Raw genomic sequence first — 16,555 nt, 5'->3', positions numbered from 1 at the left:
AGGATCTTGTTTGAAACTCGTTGTAACTCTAGTATAATCAAGTTATTAAGGGCTGTACCAACAAGATTCTTCGCTGGCGCTCAGAATGACATTTTAATGATATTGCGCATTCTGCGACAGCCTGCGTGTGACGGGATCTCAAAAATGTCATCAATCCTGAAAAGACCATCCCGAGAGCTACAATATTAGGTACAGTGTTCACCGCAATCATTTATATCCTGGGAACAGTTGCGGTAATGGGAGTTATTCCCCCGGCTTCCCTGGCTGTTTCAACTGCACCCTATGCGGATGCTGCCCGGAACATGTGGGGCAATTGGGCCGGCTATGCAGTAGGTATCGGGGCAATCATCTCGTGCTTCGGTGCGTTGAATGGTTGGATCCTGTTACAAGGACAAATTCCTCTTGCTTCTGCACAGGATGGTCTCTTCCCTAAATCGTTCGGCCATATTTCGAAAAATGGCACACCTGTAATTGGAATTATTATCTCAAGTGTTTTGGTTACATTGCTAATGGGATTGAATTATACCAAAGGGTTGGTAGAATTATTTACTTTTACCATCAAATTGGCTACATTGACTTGTCTTATCCCCTATATTTTTTCAACAATGGCTGAATTATTGATCTTTATTAAGGAGCCCGAAAAATTTAATGGTCGGAAATTATTTGGCTCATCTGTACTGGCAGTGGTTGCTTTTCTTTATTCGATGTGGGCAGTTGTCGGTGTGGGAGAGGAAGCAGTCTATTTGGGCTTTATATTGTTGATGGCCGGTGTGCCGGTTTATGTTTGGGTTCAATGGCGCGGTAAACAGGAAATTCATTCTAAATTAAAGTGAGTTCGATTTAATTAATCTTAAAGGAAATATGCAAAATTATCAGCCTTCGACTCCGCTCAGGCCGCTGAATTTAAATCAAAATTGTAAGTGTGGATTTTCTAAATTAACTGTGAAATATTATTTAAATTTCTTTTTATTATTCAATCTGTTTGCGGTGTTTTTCAGTGTTGAACAATTCAAATTAGCTAGAGGTAATTCAGTTGAGAAAAATAAATGAAAATTAGTTACCAATCTGATGTTGGAAAAATACAGCGTATTGTGGTTAAACACGCCAGGGATGCGTTTGTCAGCCAAGAAATTATTGGCAACCAGTGGCGGGGACTCTATTATCAGTTACCGCCTGATTTTGTTCAAGCTACGGATGAATATGAAACTTTTGTAAACTTACTTAGTGGGTTTAATATTGAACTTCACTTTTTATCAAAAGATAAAAATACAGGTTTAGATTCTATCTATCCACGCGATGCATCCATTGTTTGTGATAAAGGGATCATTCTATGTAACATGGGAAAAGCAGCGAGGAAAACAGAACCAGCTTCCCAGGAAAAGGATTATCAAAAATTGGATTTAGCGATTTGTGGTACAATTTCCGGCAATGGCAGAATCGAAGGAGGAGATGTTACCTGGATTAACAGCAAAACCCTGGCCGTGGGCCGTGGATATCGTACCAATGATGAAGGTATTCGTCAACTGCGAGAATTTTTGGGAGATTGTATTGAGGAACTTATCGTCGTGCCTTTACCACATTGGCGCGGATCGACCGATGTATTTCACCTGATGTCTATGTTGAGCCCGATAGACTATGATAAGCTCCTGGTTTATTCGCCTTTGCTGCCTGTGCCTTTTCGCGAAGCTTTGTTAGATCGGGGTATGAAACTCATCGAAGTTCCCGACGCTGAGTTTGAAACTATGGGATGCAATGTACTTACAGTAGCGCCGGGAAAATGCATTATGGTAGCTGGAAATCCACAAACAAGGAAGCGATTAGAAGCGGTGGGAGTCGAGGTTTATGAATTCAAAGGACAGGAGATTTGTGTTAAGGGTGCTGGTGGACCTACTTGTCTGACGCGTCCACTAACCAGGGAAATCAGCGCATAGTCCAAGATAGGAATAAAGGATCGGAAATTTCTGAAAAATCAACAGATTGTCATTTCGACGAAGCCCTTCGGCTAAGCTCAGGATAAACTCCGCGAGGAGAAATCTTAGTCTCTAGCAAGTTATCTTTTTATATAGATTAAAAGATTTCTCGTCGTAAACTCCTCGAAATGACAGCATTATAGTTATTTCAAAAGTCTATCGATAATAGTGAACTATTTTACCAGATATAATTTGAACATTATGAATAAAATATTTGTATTAGATGAATTATTATTCCATATCTTATAAAACTTGTGATAAACAAAATTTATTCTACGTTCAAATTGGAGGAACAAAAACATGAAACGAAAAATAATCCTGCTTTTCCCACTACTGTTTATTTGGATTGGCTTTTCGATTGCCCAGGAAAACTGGCCCAATTGGCGAGGTCCGAACCGAAATGGTACCAGTAACGCTACAAATTTACCGACAACATGGAGTGAAACCGAAAATATCGTATGGAAAGTTCCGCTTCCTTCCTGGAGTGGTGGCACGCCTATTATTTGGGGTGATAAAATTTTCCTTACATCGCCATCTATGACCGAAGTTCAAGCGGAACCAGTTCAAGAGCAACCACAGCAAAATCAAAATCGTAGAAGACGCCGTCGACCAAGACGAAATCCTGGCGGCCAGGAGTTACTCTTACTTTGTTTTTCTAAATCAGATGGAAAACAATTGTGGCAGCGCCAACTTGATGTCGGCAACAAAACTTATAACAAACAGAATAACACATCGCCTTCGCCGGTGACTGATGGTAAACATCTATGGGTTGTTACCGGAACAGGTCAGATCACATCATTTGATTTGGATGGCAAACAGATCTGGCAAAAGAACCTGCAAAAAGAGTACGGCGATTTTGGTTTGAATTGGGGCTATGCCTCTTCCCCATTACTATATGATGGCAAGCTCATCATCGAAGTACTGCACGGTATGAAAACTGACGATCCCTCGTACATCGTCGCGTTCAATGCGAAAGACGGCAAAGAGCTCTGGCGTCAGGAACGGCCTACTGATGCAGTGACAGAATCTCCCGATGCGTACACTACCCCAACAGTGTTGGAATATGATGGTAAAACAGAAATTGTGATCACAGGTGGAGATTATGTCACCGGCCACGATCCAAATACAGGGAAAGAGCTTTGGCGAGCAGCTGGTTTGAATCCGGAAAAACGACGCAATTATCGTATCGTTGCCTCACCGGTTGTGGTAGGTGAAATGATCTATGCTCCCACTAGAAAAAAACCTCTATTGGCATTAAGGGCTGGAGGTAGAGGGGATGTAACCACAAGCAACCTGGTATGGAAATGGGACGGCGGCGCAGCGCCGGATGTACCCACGCCGGTTTGTGATGGTACATATTTTTATATGGTAGATGATGCAGGTAAGATCACGGCTCTCGATGCAAAAACCGGAGAGGTCGTTTGGGGACCTGAGCGAACCGCGCAAGGAACTGTTAGTTCGTCGCCAATTCTAGTCGATAGGAAAATATATTTTATTAACGAACGCGGGGCAACCTCGGTAGTAGCGACAGGGCCGGAGTTCAAACAATTGGCCACTAACCAACTCGATGACAGTTATACTTTATCTTCCATCGTTGTTTCCGGGAATCAACTGTTTATCCGGACTTCTTCGCATTTGTATTGTATAGGTAATGGTACGGATTAAGCAACGTAGCAGAATTAATTAACAATGAGTGGAGTCGAAGTATGGAACACTTCCTTTTTTCGACTTCGTTTAACATTGTGTTACTTCTTCCAAGTATCATATTTCAATACGAACAAATGTCATTCAGAAGGAATCTATTTTGACCTATGTGAGGTGCTGTTTTTTAATAGATTCTTCCAGACTGATTAACTCTACATCTTCATTAATTAGTGTCGCAACGAAATTTCCAAAACCACGTAAACACCTCATTTATAATTGAAATTTTGAATATACATTTTCTTTTTTTACTCCATCATTTTCACTATTAAAAAGGAGAACATGCCATGAATCGAAATGGGTTAATTGCACTATTACTTTTTGGTCTTACTGGTTTAGTAACAGCCCAGGATAAAAACATCCAGATCGAATACTCCCGCCATATTCTGGATAACGGACTCAACGTCATTCTGCATGAAGACCACTCGACACCTATGGTCAGTGTGAATATGTGGTACCACGTTGGTTCAGGGCGTGAAAGTCCTGGCCGTACCGGTTTTGCCCACTTGTTCGAGCACATCATGTTCGAGGGTTCGGGAAATGTACCTGAAGGCAAATTCGATGAATGGCTTGAAGCAGCCGGTGGCAACAATAACGGATCGACAAATTCTGATCGCACAAATTACTGGGAGGATGTTCCCAGCAATGCATTGGATCTGGCGCTTTTCCTGGAATCGGATCGTATGGGATTTTTATTGGATGCCATGTCTCCAGGTAAAGTAGATGGTCAGCGTGACGTGGTGAAAAATGAGCGCAGGCAATCCTATGAAAACCGCCCATATGGCATGGCATGGATCCTCATCGATGAGAACTTATACCCTCGCGAACATAAATATAACTGGCCGACCATTGGTTCAATGGAAGATCTTTCAGCAGCAAGCTATGAAGATGTAGTCAATTTTTTCAAAAGGTATTATGGCCCGAATAACGCCAGCCTTAGCATTGCCGGCGATATCGATCCGGTTAAAACTTTAGCAATGGTGGAGAAATGGTTTGGCGAAATTCCACGCGGACCTGCCGTTGGGCCGATGGGATCTGTTGTGGCATATCTGGCCGAGGAAAAGCGCGAGATTCTTGAAGATAAAGTGCAGCTTCCCAGGCTTTTTATGGTATGGTTAACTCCGGCGCATTTTGCCCCCGGCGATGCTGAATTCGATCTGCTTGCAAACATATTAACAGGCGGAAAGAATTCTCGATTATATAAACGTCTGGTTTATGATTTACAAATTGCCCAGAGTGTTTCTTCGTTCCAGGCTTCTAAAAAGCTTGTTTCAGCCTTTTACATCATTGCAACGGCTCGCAGCGGCCATACGCTTGGCGAGTTAGAGGCCGTCATTCAGGAAGAGATCAACAAATTGAAGGAAAATCCTCCCACTGATAGAGAATTGCAGCGTGCTGTTAATCAACAAGAGTCCGGTTTTTTACGTCGATTAGAACGAATTGGCGGCTTTGGCGGCAAAGCCGATCTGTTGAACAGCTATTATTTTGCCACCGGAAATCCCGATTATTTCAACGAAGATTTAACTCGTTATAAAGCGGCTGGTGTAACGGATATTCAAGCGATCGTTCAGAGTTACTTAAGAGATGACGGCCGCGTGGTTTTAAGTGTGGTTCCCCAGGGAAAGACTGAATTGGCAGCAACTAAAATGGAGACAAACTAAAATGAAATGTATCGTTCGTAATTCTTTTATTATCTTATTTTTGACCTTTAACCTGGTTGTTTTTTCGGTAAATGCGCAAAAACCGGATCGCAGTTCACCGCCAAAATTAGCGCCGCCTCCTTCCATGAGCCTGCCTGAAATCCAGAGCTTCAAGCTCAGTAATGGTTTACCGGTTCTTCTCATGGAAAAGCATGAAGTTCCTTTGGTTCAGGTTAATCTTTTAGTAAATGCCGGAGCAGTGCTAAATCCCAAGGGCAAACCGGGTTTAGCCAGTATCACCAGCGCGATGATGGACGAAGGTGCAGGCTCAAGAAATGCACTGGAATTGGCGGATGCCATCGATTTTCTTGGTGCAAACATCTCGTCTTCATCCGGTCTGCATACTTCAAAAATTTCGCTTCGTACACCTTTATCAAAATTGGATCCGGCATTAGAGCTTATGGCGGATATTGCTATGCATCCCACATTTCCTGAGGAGGAACTGGAAAGACAAAGGAAACAACGATTAACCACCTTGATTCAATGGCATGATGAAGCGCGTAATATTGCCTCCGTTCTGTATGACCGTACGCTTTTTGGTAAAAGCCATCCTTACGGAATACCTTCCATTGGTAGTGAGAAAAGTCTGAGAAAATTTAAAACACAGGATTTAAAAGAATTTCATACCAAATACTTTCATTCCGGAAATGCTACTCTGATCGTTGTAGGGGATGTAACCCCTAAATCTGTTGTACGAAAATTGGAAAACGTTTTTGGACAATGGACTTCCGGGAAAAAAGCGAAGGTATCCTTGCCTCCTGCCAAGCAGATTCAAAAACGAACGGTTTATATGGTTGATAAACCCGGAGCAGCCCAATCCGAAATTCGTATCGGACGGATTGGTGTTGCAAGAACTTCTGATGATTATTCAGCAATCGTCGTGATGAATACCATTTTAGGCGGTTCGTTTGCCTCCCGGTTGAACCAAAACCTGCGTGAAGACAAAGGTTACACCTACGGCGCCAGAACTTCTTTTGGTTTTCGCCCGGAGCCCGGTCCCTTTACCGCTTCATCCGCAGTTCAGACGGATGTAACCGACAAAGCCCTGGTGGAATTCATGAAAGAATTGAATGGCATCCTCCAACCCGTCACTGACGATGAAATGGAACGGGCGAGAAACTTTGTTGCATTGCGTTTCCCAGCGAGGTTTCAAACGGTTTCCGGAATTGCTAATCAATTGGAGACTTTGGTCATTTATAATCTGTCCGAAGACTATTTCAATCAATATACCCGGCAAATTCTCAGTGTCAGCAAAGCCGATGTCCAACGAGTGGCACAAAAATATATTGTGCCGGATAAAATGGCTTTCATAATTGTCGGAGATCGCGAAAAGATTGAGAAGGGTGTGCGTGACCTTAAATTGGGCTCTATTAAAATGATGACTATTGAGGATGTTTTGGGTAAGCCACCAGTTTTGGCTGGCAAGTAATATGAGTTGATGCTGACATCATATGTTCACTGACAGTAGCAGAACCTAAATTGAGCAGGTTCGAACTTATCCTTTAACTTCATGCCTCACCATGTTCTATTACTGGACCAACCGGTTCACAGCAAATCTAAAGGAACTAACCTGCGCATAATATTTTAGTGATCAGTTCGGCATAAGCGATTGGTTAATTTATTATTTCAAGCGTAACGATCGGGAAACCTGTGAATTCGTTTCGGTATGAGTGGGTGGGCATTTTGTATATTCTAACCATGAGTCTACTCTAAAAACCGATGCCATCGCTTTTTTAAAAAAATTGATACATAAAAACAAATATTATGAGAGCGATGGAATCGGTATCCCACCTTTTTAGAATGAACTCAACCATTTTACCCATAAATTCGTTTGGTTGCCTCTCTTTTTTTTGCTATGTTGTAATGCCAATTGTACTGACATATAATATTAGGAGCACTTAATGCAATTTATTAATATCAGAGAATTAAGCCGTTCCCCATCAAAATATATTAAAATGGCAAATGAGGATGATGATGTTGTCATTACTAAAAATGGTCATCCTTATGCTTTGCTATCAAAAATTGATGATGAAGAACTGCAAGATTTCATTTTAGCAAAACATTTTCATTTAGAACAAGAATTTGAAACGGCGAAAAAAGAACATCAATCTGGCAAAACAGTAAATGCCAAAGACTTGCTGAAAAATATTAACGAGGAAAGAAATTGAGGCCACAGATCGACACGGATAAACAGTTTATTTATTGATACCATCAGTGATAATCCGTGTGAATCCGTGGCTTATAGTAGAGTTTTCTAATTTATTTCACCTCAAAGATCGAACTGGTTGTATACCTGTTGCCGAATCGATCAACCGTTTCTACTATGATGACATGCATTCCAGCAGGTAATCTTTTGGGCATAGGCGCAGACCAAATATGCTCGGAAATTCCTGGCCTGACAAACGATTTAAACGACTGCTTGTGATTTTGGATCAGCTCAACAAAAAATGGATCTTCCATAGATAGTCGTTTCATGTCAGTGGCAGCGGTGCCATTTAATTGATAGGTCACCTTAGAGCGAGCGCTGCCATCATATACATTTACCAATACGTTCAAAGAATCAAGATCCGATTGTGCTATAGTGCCAACGGGACTTATAATACGCATTTGGGTATCTCGGTCTTTTCCCGCCGCATAGAATTTTTCGGTCCACTGGTTTCCTTTGAAACTGAAAATATGATAACCGTTTGGCGTTCCGTCTGTTTGCACAGCGACCGGAATGCCACGCTCATCTTTCGGGCCGCTCCACCAGGAGCCGCATACAGCCGCGCACGCAATTAAATCCAGCGGTTTTTCACCCAGCCAACCAGCCTTTTCGTCCAGGAAGTCATGGCGAACCTGGTGCAGGTGACCGGCAAGCGCCAGTAAGTATTTGCGGTTTTTAAATATGTCGAAGAGTTTATCCCGATCGACAACGTTCACCCCCGGACTAGCGGATTGTGAATTGTAAAAAGGGATGTGCATCATAAACACAATGAGCTTGTTTTTATCGACAAAACCAAGATCGTTGGCCAGCCATTCAAGCTGCTTTTCCCCGATTTTTCCCTGGTATTTTGGACTGCTACTTTGTAGATCCCAACCCTGGTATTCCACATCGTCAAAGGCAACAAAATGGACTTCACCATAATCGAAAGAATAATAAGCAGGGCCAAATAAGCTTTTAAACGTTTCCAGGGAATACTGGTCATCCACGGCGTCATAATTCATGTCATGATTGCCGGCAACATTGTAGAATGGGATACCAAGTTTAGCGATGATTTGATTTTGCCTGGCCCATAAGTCGAGCTCGTCATACATGATGTCGCCAAGCGTCACGCCAAATACCGCATCGATACCCACCAGTTCGGCGACGACATCATCCCGCACAAAATCGACTTCCTCTTGTGTTTTAGGCTGTGTATCGGCGAACACCAGCATATCGAATTCGGTTGGGTCATCGACCTTAAATAAAGGAAAGTTTATGGATTCCGGCAATTCGCCGGTAGGGGCAATACCGCTGAATTTTTGTTTTGGCGATCCCCTTGTATGATGAATGTAATAAAACTGTGGTAGATTATTTTTATCGAGTGGAACCGCATAGCCGGCCGGTTTGGTAATAAAAAGGATGGTTTCCTCTGCGAGCGAAATTTCATATTTGCCATCAACATCTGTTTGAGTAACTTCCCTTTCATTTGAAACCAGCACACCCGGTAAGCCTTTTTCGCCGGCATCCAATTTTAGATTTTTATTTATGTCTACGAAGACAGTTCCTCTGGCTGTCTTCTTATCAAGAAGGCCAAGGTTTTTTGCAGTTGTTTGAGCACATAAACAGAAAAAACTAATGACTATGGCAACGCAAAGAGAAGTCTCTGTCCCGGATGTTCTTCTTTTAAATTTTTGAATCATTCTGTTCTCCTTGATTTATACCTCAGATCGACAAGAATTTTTTGAACTTTAAGAACCCAAAGCAGGCACATAAGTTTACAAAGATTCTAACTTTTTCTTTTTCTCAGAATCTTTTGTGCCTTTTCTATATAGCTTTATGGCAATCTTTTTTGGTTCATCATAAAGATGCATACTTTTCGATTTGAAAATGTAAGCGGAAATGATAACTTTTCCAAACAATAAGATTTCATTATGGAAAGGATGGTCTTAAAGCTAGTGCCTATTTTTAAGAATAAGTACGGTACATAATACATTCACGTAGGGTGCGTTTGCCAGCGAGCTACAAAGTATCATACTGCCAGTGTTCCAGATCGCCGACCAGCTCAGAAGGGTGCGAAAACCCCATGCCAAGTTTGCCATTCTCATAGGTAACATCGAACTCAGGAATATTGAAATCACGAACAAACTGTTTTGCTTGCTAAAGAAAAAATCAACGTATGCTTTGGTAGCCAGCTTTCCTTTCTCTTTTCGAGAACACAATCTGCCACAACTGGCTTTTGTTGCTTCGAAAGCTACCGGCACAACTGAGAAGATAAAATGTCCACATACGATAGAACCTATCATCATAACTATCTTTGATACTATTCCAGTTTTTCTTAAAATTCCGATGCCATGCCATCAGCGTTTTGTCATAAAAAGCTCCAAAGCTGTGCCAATCGTTAAGCACAAACAATCCTTCTGCGGCTGTGGTAATATCTTTTGCAGAGGGTATCACTGCGTTTTGAAATATGTATTTATTAGACCATGGATCTGTTGTCGTGACCGAAATGTTATTCCCAATAGTTTGCAATAAAAACAGGCCCTCTTCCTTCAAGCAATGATTAACAGTTTGCATCAAGGTTTTGTAATTTTTATATCCCACATGCTCAATCATGCCGCACACGAGTACCTTGTCGTGCGTACCTTTATAATCTCGATAGTCAGACTTGATAATCGTAACGGGTAGTCCGTCGCAGATTTTTTTTGCATATTCCAATTGCTTGTCAGAAATTGTTAGGCCTGTAACATGGCATTGGTATCTTTCCGCCGCAAATTTTGCAAAACCGCCCCAGCCACAACCTATGTCTAAAACTTTGTCTTTCGGAGATAACATGAGTTTTCTACAAATCAATTCTAACTTTTTTTCCTGCGCAATATCGAGGTCATCAGTATCATTGAAATAAGCACACGTATATTGGTTATAGGGATCTAAAAAACTTATAAATAAGTCAGTACTAAATTCATAATGCTTCTCAACTGATTTTCTGGATTTTAACTTGGTCTGCATATTAAGAATTTTGGTTTTTAAAATATTGATTTTCCACGACAGCGGTATCACTTTACTGTCTAACCTGGCCATAATCAATTTGTGGAAAAACTGGTCCGGGGCTTCACAGTCCCACCAACCATCCATATAAGATTCTCCTAATGCGATAGACCCTCCTGACAAGACCCTTTGATAAAATTCCGGGTTGTGGACCTGAATATCCCAGGGTCTATCCCCATTAAGTTGGATGTCTGTGTGAGCAAGAAGTTCTTCTGCCTTCCGAACATTTGGAGTTTGATGAGTATTTTGTCTATCAAGTTGAATTGTTTTCATAGTGATACCCTATCAAATTTATTTAGGTGTAATAACATCTCTATCTTTTAGAGCGAGTGACGGGATCGAACCCACTACCTATAGCTCCGGAGGTTATCGTTCCGATCCACTAGAACTACTGGCGCGTTAATAAAAATTTTATTGTACTCAAAAAATATTATTGATTCAACCAGTAATAACAAATTAAGATTTAGGTTGTATCGATTTCAATGATCATACATTGGGGTATGGTCAATGCTTTGAGGTAGAATCCCAGGGACGAAGCCGACGCACGTAGCAATTCTGCAATTCCGGAAGACCTGAGCGCCATCAGTTTTGTAAGCCGCCAGCCAATCGTGAGGTCTATTCGTGTAATTAATGGCCACAATCCACTACACAAGCGGAATTTCTACAAAATTATGAAATACATGAATGTTACTGAATTCAACGATTGGAGTGCGGTTTCGTTAAGATTCCCATTTCATTTGTAATTTGCGGTTATTAACTGCGCAATCGCGGAGATAAAGATTGATCAGGCTTTGATAAGGAATACCGGTTTCTTCCGCCATCGACTTGAAATAAGCGATAGTATCCGGGTCAAGATGCAAAGTTACTGGTTGCATCAAATACTTTATGGAGGGATTTTTACGCCCTTTCATTTTGGAAAAATCGTAATGGTCTCTCATTTTCTCACTCGTAAATACTCATGTTCTTCATCTACGGCACAACCCACTCCACCGGCGGCATGTCAACCTCATCAGGCAATCCGGACATGTCACCGGTTGCTGCAAATTTCATGATGCCTTGCTTAAAGGATTCGGACACCCGCATGGCCGCCTGGAGCGCTCCGTGCGGTCCACGGATTACCGGGATGAATTTACTATTTTTGAAATAAGGAACCAATTCCAGCGCATTCTCATAAGGAGTCGAGGTATCCCAGGTGCCATGCACAATAACCGTAGGGATATTGGTCTCAAAATTTTTGCGAAATCCATCTCCCAGGTCACTTCCCCAGACCGAACAACCGGCTGTATATCCCCAGTTCATCCTACCCAGAATTTTCATTGCTGGATCCGAGTCGTATTCTGCAAGGCGAATTGCCGTGATGCCGGAACCGCAGTCGAGCATATAATAGCTTGCGGTTGGGAAACTTCTTCCGCCATAGAGATACCTGCGAACCACATGTTCGGCAGCCATGCTGAAATCGCCGTTATACAGGGTGATAACATCCGCAGGCCAACTGCGTAAACTGCCGGAGTAACCTCTTGCTAATCGTTTAATGGACTCTGCATCAAATAATATTTCTAGTTTTGTACTGGATGGCTTCACTTTAAAAGATTTCTTTTCGGCCCGGGCAATCACGGTTTCAATTGCCACAATCAGTCCACCCTTTGGAATTTTTCCTTTTAAGGCTGGCGCTTTTTCGGCTTCCGCAGCGACACGTTCATAAACCTTCCATAAATGACCGGGATGATCGTAGGTATGATCCGGACCTTCCATGCCGCGGAGAATCGCGCGTTCAACAGTCTCCGGATAATAACGCATGATGGCCATTCCCCAATGCGAGCCGAAGCTGCCGCCCCAGATCACAATTTTATCGTAACCCAACGCTTTTCGCACATCGTTCACATCCGCTGCCGCTTCGATTACCGTGAAACCGCTTAAATCCAAACCCAGCTCTTCCCAGGCTGCCTTTTCGTTAGCCAGTACTTGCTGGATATCGGCAATCGCTTTGCTATCGTCATAGGGCTGATCCGGCAGCTGAGGCTTGGTCGTAGCTTCGATAATCGTGGTTGGCTTTGACGGTCCGATTCCGCGCTGGCTCACTACAACCACATCTGAAACATCCAGGAAAGGTTGCCAGCGCCTCTCAAAAGTTCCCATCCTATCCAGGGGTCGCTCCAGTCCGCTAAAACCGGGTCCACCGTGCAAATAGAAAATGGGTGGAGTTTCCGGATCGGCTTTCTCTGATCTGCTAAAACGGTAAACCTCGACAGCAATCACATCACTGTTCTGCTTGGCTCGATTTAAAGGCACAAACATCATCCCACGTTCGGCGTTGAAAAAACCACCTTCCTTCAATTTGATACGCTCAGGGTATAGAAAAATCGTGCCGGGTTCGGGACTCCTGGCAACGGCATTGTGAAAAGTAGTTTTAGAGGTTCCGGCATTGGAGGATTGTTGAGCATTAGTAGATGAAATGGTTAGCAGAAAAAAGATGGCTAATATGAAAGGAATGTATTTACGAATCATTGTACTCTCCTTGTTATTTGTTTATCCATAGAGATTTAGTTATTGTAGAAAATGAAATTTTCATGGGAGTTATAACTGCGTAGTCGTTCATTGATTTTATTGAAATATTCCGGAAGAGTGTAGTTATAAAAAGAGTGCATTTGCAAATTTCTTTTTAAGCCAAATATTCTCAGATTCATTTACGATCATTAACTTCGATAATTCATGAGTTATGGTTTTAAGCTTAAAGTGAAAGTGATAAGGTTTATGCTATTACAGCGTAAAACTTTGTATTTTGAACAAACTTTTTAATAGCTGTTTTTTCTTTTTTGACAGGATTAACAAGATATACTGGATTTTTATCCTGATAATCCTGTTTATCCTGTCTAAAAATGAACATCTAGATTTGTTAAAGTATATTTTTTGTTTGCAACCTTGAGCTTCGCTATGAATAGATCAGGTTAATAAATGTTCAGCGTAGTCACTAACGATTGATGGGCTCTTATTGCTGCCAGTGCCCTATGGCGTTGAATTTGTTCTGGTTAAACATTATCTAATTCAGCCCTTTGTAAATTGAACCCAATGGATTTTCATCTTGTATTAAATGACCAAATATGAAAAAATTTCTTTTAAGTTTTTGAGGTAAAAATTATGAAAGCAAAACTGTTTCAATTCTTTCTCCTATTTAGTATATCCATCAATCTTGCTTTTACGGAAAATAAAGTAAATATGCCTTACCGGGAATTAGGATTAACAGAACGCCAGGCAGCCGCACATTTATTAGATCGATTTACTTTTGGGCCTAGAATTGGCGATGTGGACCGAGTTGTTGAAATGGGACTGGAAAATTGGTTTATATCCCAGTTAAATGGCAATCTTGATGATGCAATTTTAGAGCGTCGCTTACAACCCCTGAAGACACTGGAGATGTCTGCGGGTGAAATCGCCTCAACCTATCTTGGATTTGGTATGATTTTGAATATGGCCCGCCGGGAAGGCATCATAGATTCGATGGACTTGACTGGCGATCGCGGGGAACTCAGGAAAATAGTGATGTCCATTTATGAGAAAAAAGGTTATCGTTCACAGCGTGAATTGATCGGTCAGATGTTGACGCAAAAGGTGTATCGAGCGGTGTATAGCCAAAATCAGCTTACTGAATTGCTGACGGATTTTTGGTTCAACCATTTTAATGTGTCCATCACGGATAATCAATGTCGTGGTTATGTATTGTCTTATGAACGTGATGCTATTCGGCCCAATGTTTTTGGTGAGTTTAAGAACTTGCTGGAAGCCACGGCAAAACATCCCGCCATGCTGCTTTACCTGGACAATGCGCAATCTACTGCAGCCGAAGGAATAAAAACCACGATGGCTTACAACATGGACCAGTTTAGAGAGCAGAGGGGACGAAGGAGCAATAACCGTTTTAACCGGCAACCGAATCGACAGCAAAACGAAATGCAGCAAAGCAATAACAATCAACGGCGAAGAAGAAGGGGATTAAACGAGAACTATGCCCGTGAATTAATGGAGTTGCATACACTTGGCGTCGATGGCGGCTATACCCAGGAAGATGTTGTGGAAGTTGCCAGGGCGTTTACCGGCTGGACAGTTTTCCCTCCTGGTCAGCGTCGGGAACAAATGAACAGAAGATTGGAGCGGGGTAAAAGAGTTGGGTTTATACAGCAGGGAGAATTTCTTTTCCGGGCAGATGCCCACGATGCTACAGAAAAAACAATCCTCGGCGAGAAATTTTCCGCTGGTGGAGGAATGGATGAAGGTGAGCGAATTTTAGGCTTGTTATCCAAACATCCGGCAACGGCTCGACACATATCCAGGAAAATAGCCACGTACTTTGTATCCGATAATCCACCTGAAGCTTTAGTAGATCGTTTAAGCGAAACCTATCTTGAAACCGATGGCAATACCCGGGAACTTTTGATTACCCTGGTTGAATCTCCTGAATTCTGGGATAAGAGTGTGCGAAGGTCAAAAATTAAATCGCCTTTTCAACTTGCAATCAGCGCTATTCGAGCTCTGGATGCGGAAATTTGGCGACCGCGACAACTGATCGAGCAGATCTCAAAAATGGGTCAACCTCTTTATGCTTACCAGGCGCCCACTGGTTATCCGGATAAAGCAGAAGCCTGGGTGAATACCGGCTCGTTACTCAATCGAATGAATTTTGGTCTTGCATTGGCTATGGGTGAAATACGCGGAATAAACTTCGATTTGGCCGGCCTCAATCAAAACAGAGAGCCGGAATCCGTCGAAGCCGCCCTGGAAAGATATGCCAACCTCTTATTGCCGGAAAGGGATCTTACAGAGACTTTGCGCTTGTTGAAACCGATGGTTGCAAATCCACAGCTAGCTGAGAAAGTCAGTCAAAGTGCGAATCAATCCCGGGTTCATTCGAAAAAAAGTGAAGAACAATTTGAAATGGAAGAAAGAAAAACGAATATAGCAGAGAAAAATAAATCGACAAAGAAGGAATCCAAAAAGCAATTGGCCCAGGTAGTGGGTATCATTTTAGGATCGCCTGAATTTCAGAGAAGATGACAGATGAATGACCAAATCTCAAAAATCAAAATACAGTAAATTCCAATAACCAATTTTCAAATCTATACTTTGGCAACTCTGAGTTTGGTTCATTTGAAATTGATAATTGATAATTGATAATTGTCATTTGTGATTTTGAAAAGGAGAATGATATTATGTGGTCGAGAAGAGCATTTCTAAAAGCCGGGGGTTTGGCATTATTTTCAACCGGCTGGGGTGGCATGCCGGAATTCCTGGTTCGTACAGCTAATGCTGCCACTGGCCCACGAAAGAAAGTACTGGTAAATATTTTCCAGAGGGGCGCCATGGATGGCTTAATGGCTGTCACTCCCCTGACGGATGCCGGATTAAAAAAATTACGGCCCAGACTCGCTATGTCTGTAAATCAAGGCAGTAATTCTCTTATCGAAATCGAAGGAGGATTTGGCATTCATCCTGCATTTTCTTCCTTTATTCCACTTTTTAAAGAAGGACGATTGGGCATCATTCACGGCGTCGGTTCTCCTAACAAAACCCGTTCTCATTTTGATGCACAAGATTACATGGAATCCGGCACGCCATTTCGCAAAGGCACTGCCAGTGGTTGGCTAAATCGTGCGGTCGGTTTGTTGGGCCATGAAGCAACGCCATTCCGAGCTGTGGCCATGACTTCGGCTATGCCACGTTCCCTTTATGGCGATGCACCTGCCCTTGTAGTCTCTAAATTGGAGGATTTTGGCGTTCAATTAAGGCGATCTAAAAATATTGCCAAAACCGCAGGAAAAACGTTTGAGGAATTGTATGAGCAGTCCAGCCAGGAGCTATTAGGGGAACTGGGCAGGATAGTTTTGATGCAGTGAAAATCTTATCGGAAGTTAAATTAAAAATTACCGGCGGGCTAACGGGGCAAAATACCTCAACTCACCATT

Annotated in this window: 12 protein-coding genes and 1 pseudogene; 8 read left to right on the top strand and 5 right to left on the bottom strand. The window is 42.3% G+C overall.

Annotated features, from left to right (window positions below):
* Positions 1–146 precede the first annotated feature (146 nt).
* From IIC38_15745 to IIC38_15720, 6 genes and pseudogenes are all read left to right on the top strand, one after another.
* Positions 147–833 (top strand): annotated as a pseudogene (locus tag IIC38_15745) (amino acid permease).
* Positions 834–1,046: 213 nt separating this feature from the next.
* Complete coding sequence (locus IIC38_15740) at positions 1,047–1,931, top strand: hypothetical protein (protein MCH8127389.1); 885 nt, start codon at positions 1,047–1,049, stop codon at positions 1,929–1,931.
* Positions 1,932–2,270: 339 nt separating this feature from the next.
* Complete coding sequence (locus IIC38_15735) at positions 2,271–3,635, top strand: PQQ-like beta-propeller repeat protein (protein MCH8127388.1); 1,365 nt, start codon at positions 2,271–2,273, stop codon at positions 3,633–3,635.
* A gap of 323 nt (positions 3,636–3,958) precedes the next feature.
* Positions 3,959–5,332 (top strand): insulinase family protein, encoded by a 1,374-nt coding sequence (locus tag IIC38_15730; GenBank protein ID MCH8127387.1) that lies wholly within the window; start codon positions 3,959–3,961, stop codon positions 5,330–5,332.
* Between the two features lies 1 nt (position 5,333).
* Positions 5,334–6,800 carry an insulinase family protein gene (locus IIC38_15725; GenBank protein MCH8127386.1) on the top strand — a complete coding sequence of 489 codons (1,467 nt, stop codon included), beginning with the start codon at positions 5,334–5,336 and terminating at the stop codon, positions 6,798–6,800.
* A 472-nt stretch (positions 6,801–7,272) separates the two neighbouring features.
* Complete coding sequence (locus IIC38_15720) at positions 7,273–7,539, top strand: type II toxin-antitoxin system Phd/YefM family antitoxin (GenBank protein ID MCH8127385.1); 267 nt, start codon at positions 7,273–7,275, stop codon at positions 7,537–7,539.
* Positions 7,540–7,630: 91 nt separating this feature from the next.
* Here IIC38_15720 and IIC38_15715 read toward each other — a convergent pair whose 3' ends face one another.
* The 5 genes from IIC38_15715 to IIC38_15695 form a co-directional block, all read right to left on the bottom strand.
* Positions 7,631–9,256 (bottom strand): calcineurin-like phosphoesterase family protein, encoded by a 1,626-nt coding sequence (locus tag IIC38_15715; protein ID MCH8127384.1) that lies wholly within the window; start codon positions 9,254–9,256, stop codon positions 7,631–7,633.
* A 469-nt stretch (positions 9,257–9,725) separates the two neighbouring features.
* The gene (gene cfa, locus IIC38_15710; GenBank protein MCH8127383.1) at positions 9,726–10,874 is read right to left on the bottom strand and encodes a cyclopropane fatty acyl phospholipid synthase; all 1,149 of its coding nucleotides are present in this window, start codon (positions 10,872–10,874) and stop codon (positions 9,726–9,728) included.
* Between the two features lie 190 nt (positions 10,875–11,064).
* On the bottom strand, positions 11,065–11,253 hold the full coding sequence (locus IIC38_15705; protein ID MCH8127382.1) for a hypothetical protein: 189 nt from the start codon (positions 11,251–11,253) through the stop codon (positions 11,065–11,067).
* 67 nt (positions 11,254–11,320) lie between these two features.
* Positions 11,321–11,539 carry a BrnA antitoxin family protein gene (locus IIC38_15700; protein ID MCH8127381.1) on the bottom strand — a complete coding sequence of 73 codons (219 nt, stop codon included), beginning with the start codon at positions 11,537–11,539 and terminating at the stop codon, positions 11,321–11,323.
* A 31-nt stretch (positions 11,540–11,570) separates the two neighbouring features.
* Positions 11,571–13,106, bottom strand: a complete 1,536-nt coding sequence (locus IIC38_15695) for an alpha/beta hydrolase (GenBank protein MCH8127380.1) — start codon at positions 13,104–13,106, stop codon at positions 11,571–11,573.
* Between the two features lie 630 nt (positions 13,107–13,736).
* Between IIC38_15695 and IIC38_15690 the strand changes: the two genes are divergently transcribed.
* Together IIC38_15690 and IIC38_15685 are read left to right on the top strand one after the other, a co-directional pair.
* Positions 13,737–15,647 carry a DUF1800 domain-containing protein gene (locus IIC38_15690; protein MCH8127379.1) on the top strand — a complete coding sequence of 637 codons (1,911 nt, stop codon included), beginning with the start codon at positions 13,737–13,739 and terminating at the stop codon, positions 15,645–15,647.
* A gap of 155 nt (positions 15,648–15,802) precedes the next feature.
* Positions 15,803–16,486 carry a hypothetical protein gene (locus IIC38_15685; protein ID MCH8127378.1) on the top strand — a complete coding sequence of 228 codons (684 nt, stop codon included), beginning with the start codon at positions 15,803–15,805 and terminating at the stop codon, positions 16,484–16,486.
* Positions 16,487–16,555 lie beyond the last annotated feature (69 nt).

The organism is candidate division KSB1 bacterium (assembly GCA_022566355.1).
Lineage (GTDB): Bacteria > Zhuqueibacterota > JdFR-76 > JdFR-76 > DREG01 > JADFJB01.
This window is presented reverse-complemented; position numbering and strand designations above follow the sequence as displayed.

Excerpts from the sequence above, each read along its gene's own strand:
- IIC38_15740 (MCH8127389.1), top strand. The coding sequence starts at position 1,047 with ATGAAAATTAGTTACCAATCTGATGTTGGAAAAATACAGCGTATTGTG.
- IIC38_15735 (MCH8127388.1), top strand. The coding sequence starts at position 2,271 with ATGAAACGAAAAATAATCCTGCTTTTCCCACTACTGTTTATTTGGATT.
- IIC38_15730 (MCH8127387.1), top strand. The coding sequence starts at position 3,959 with ATGAATCGAAATGGGTTAATTGCACTATTACTTTTTGGTCTTACTGGT.
- IIC38_15725 (MCH8127386.1), top strand. The coding sequence starts at position 5,334 with ATGAAATGTATCGTTCGTAATTCTTTTATTATCTTATTTTTGACCTTT.
- IIC38_15720 (MCH8127385.1), top strand. The coding sequence starts at position 7,273 with ATGCAATTTATTAATATCAGAGAATTAAGCCGTTCCCCATCAAAATAT.
- IIC38_15715 (MCH8127384.1), bottom strand. The coding sequence starts at position 9,256 with ATGATTCAAAAATTTAAAAGAAGAACATCCGGGACAGAGACTTCTCTT.
- cfa (MCH8127383.1), bottom strand. The coding sequence starts at position 10,874 with ATGAAAACAATTCAACTTGATAGACAAAATACTCATCAAACTCCAAAT.
- IIC38_15700 (MCH8127381.1), bottom strand. The coding sequence starts at position 11,539 with ATGAGAGACCATTACGATTTTTCCAAAATGAAAGGGCGTAAAAATCCC.
- IIC38_15695 (MCH8127380.1), bottom strand. The coding sequence starts at position 13,106 with ATGATTCGTAAATACATTCCTTTCATATTAGCCATCTTTTTTCTGCTA.
- IIC38_15690 (MCH8127379.1), top strand. The coding sequence starts at position 13,737 with ATGAAAGCAAAACTGTTTCAATTCTTTCTCCTATTTAGTATATCCATC.
- IIC38_15685 (MCH8127378.1), top strand. The coding sequence starts at position 15,803 with ATGTGGTCGAGAAGAGCATTTCTAAAAGCCGGGGGTTTGGCATTATTT.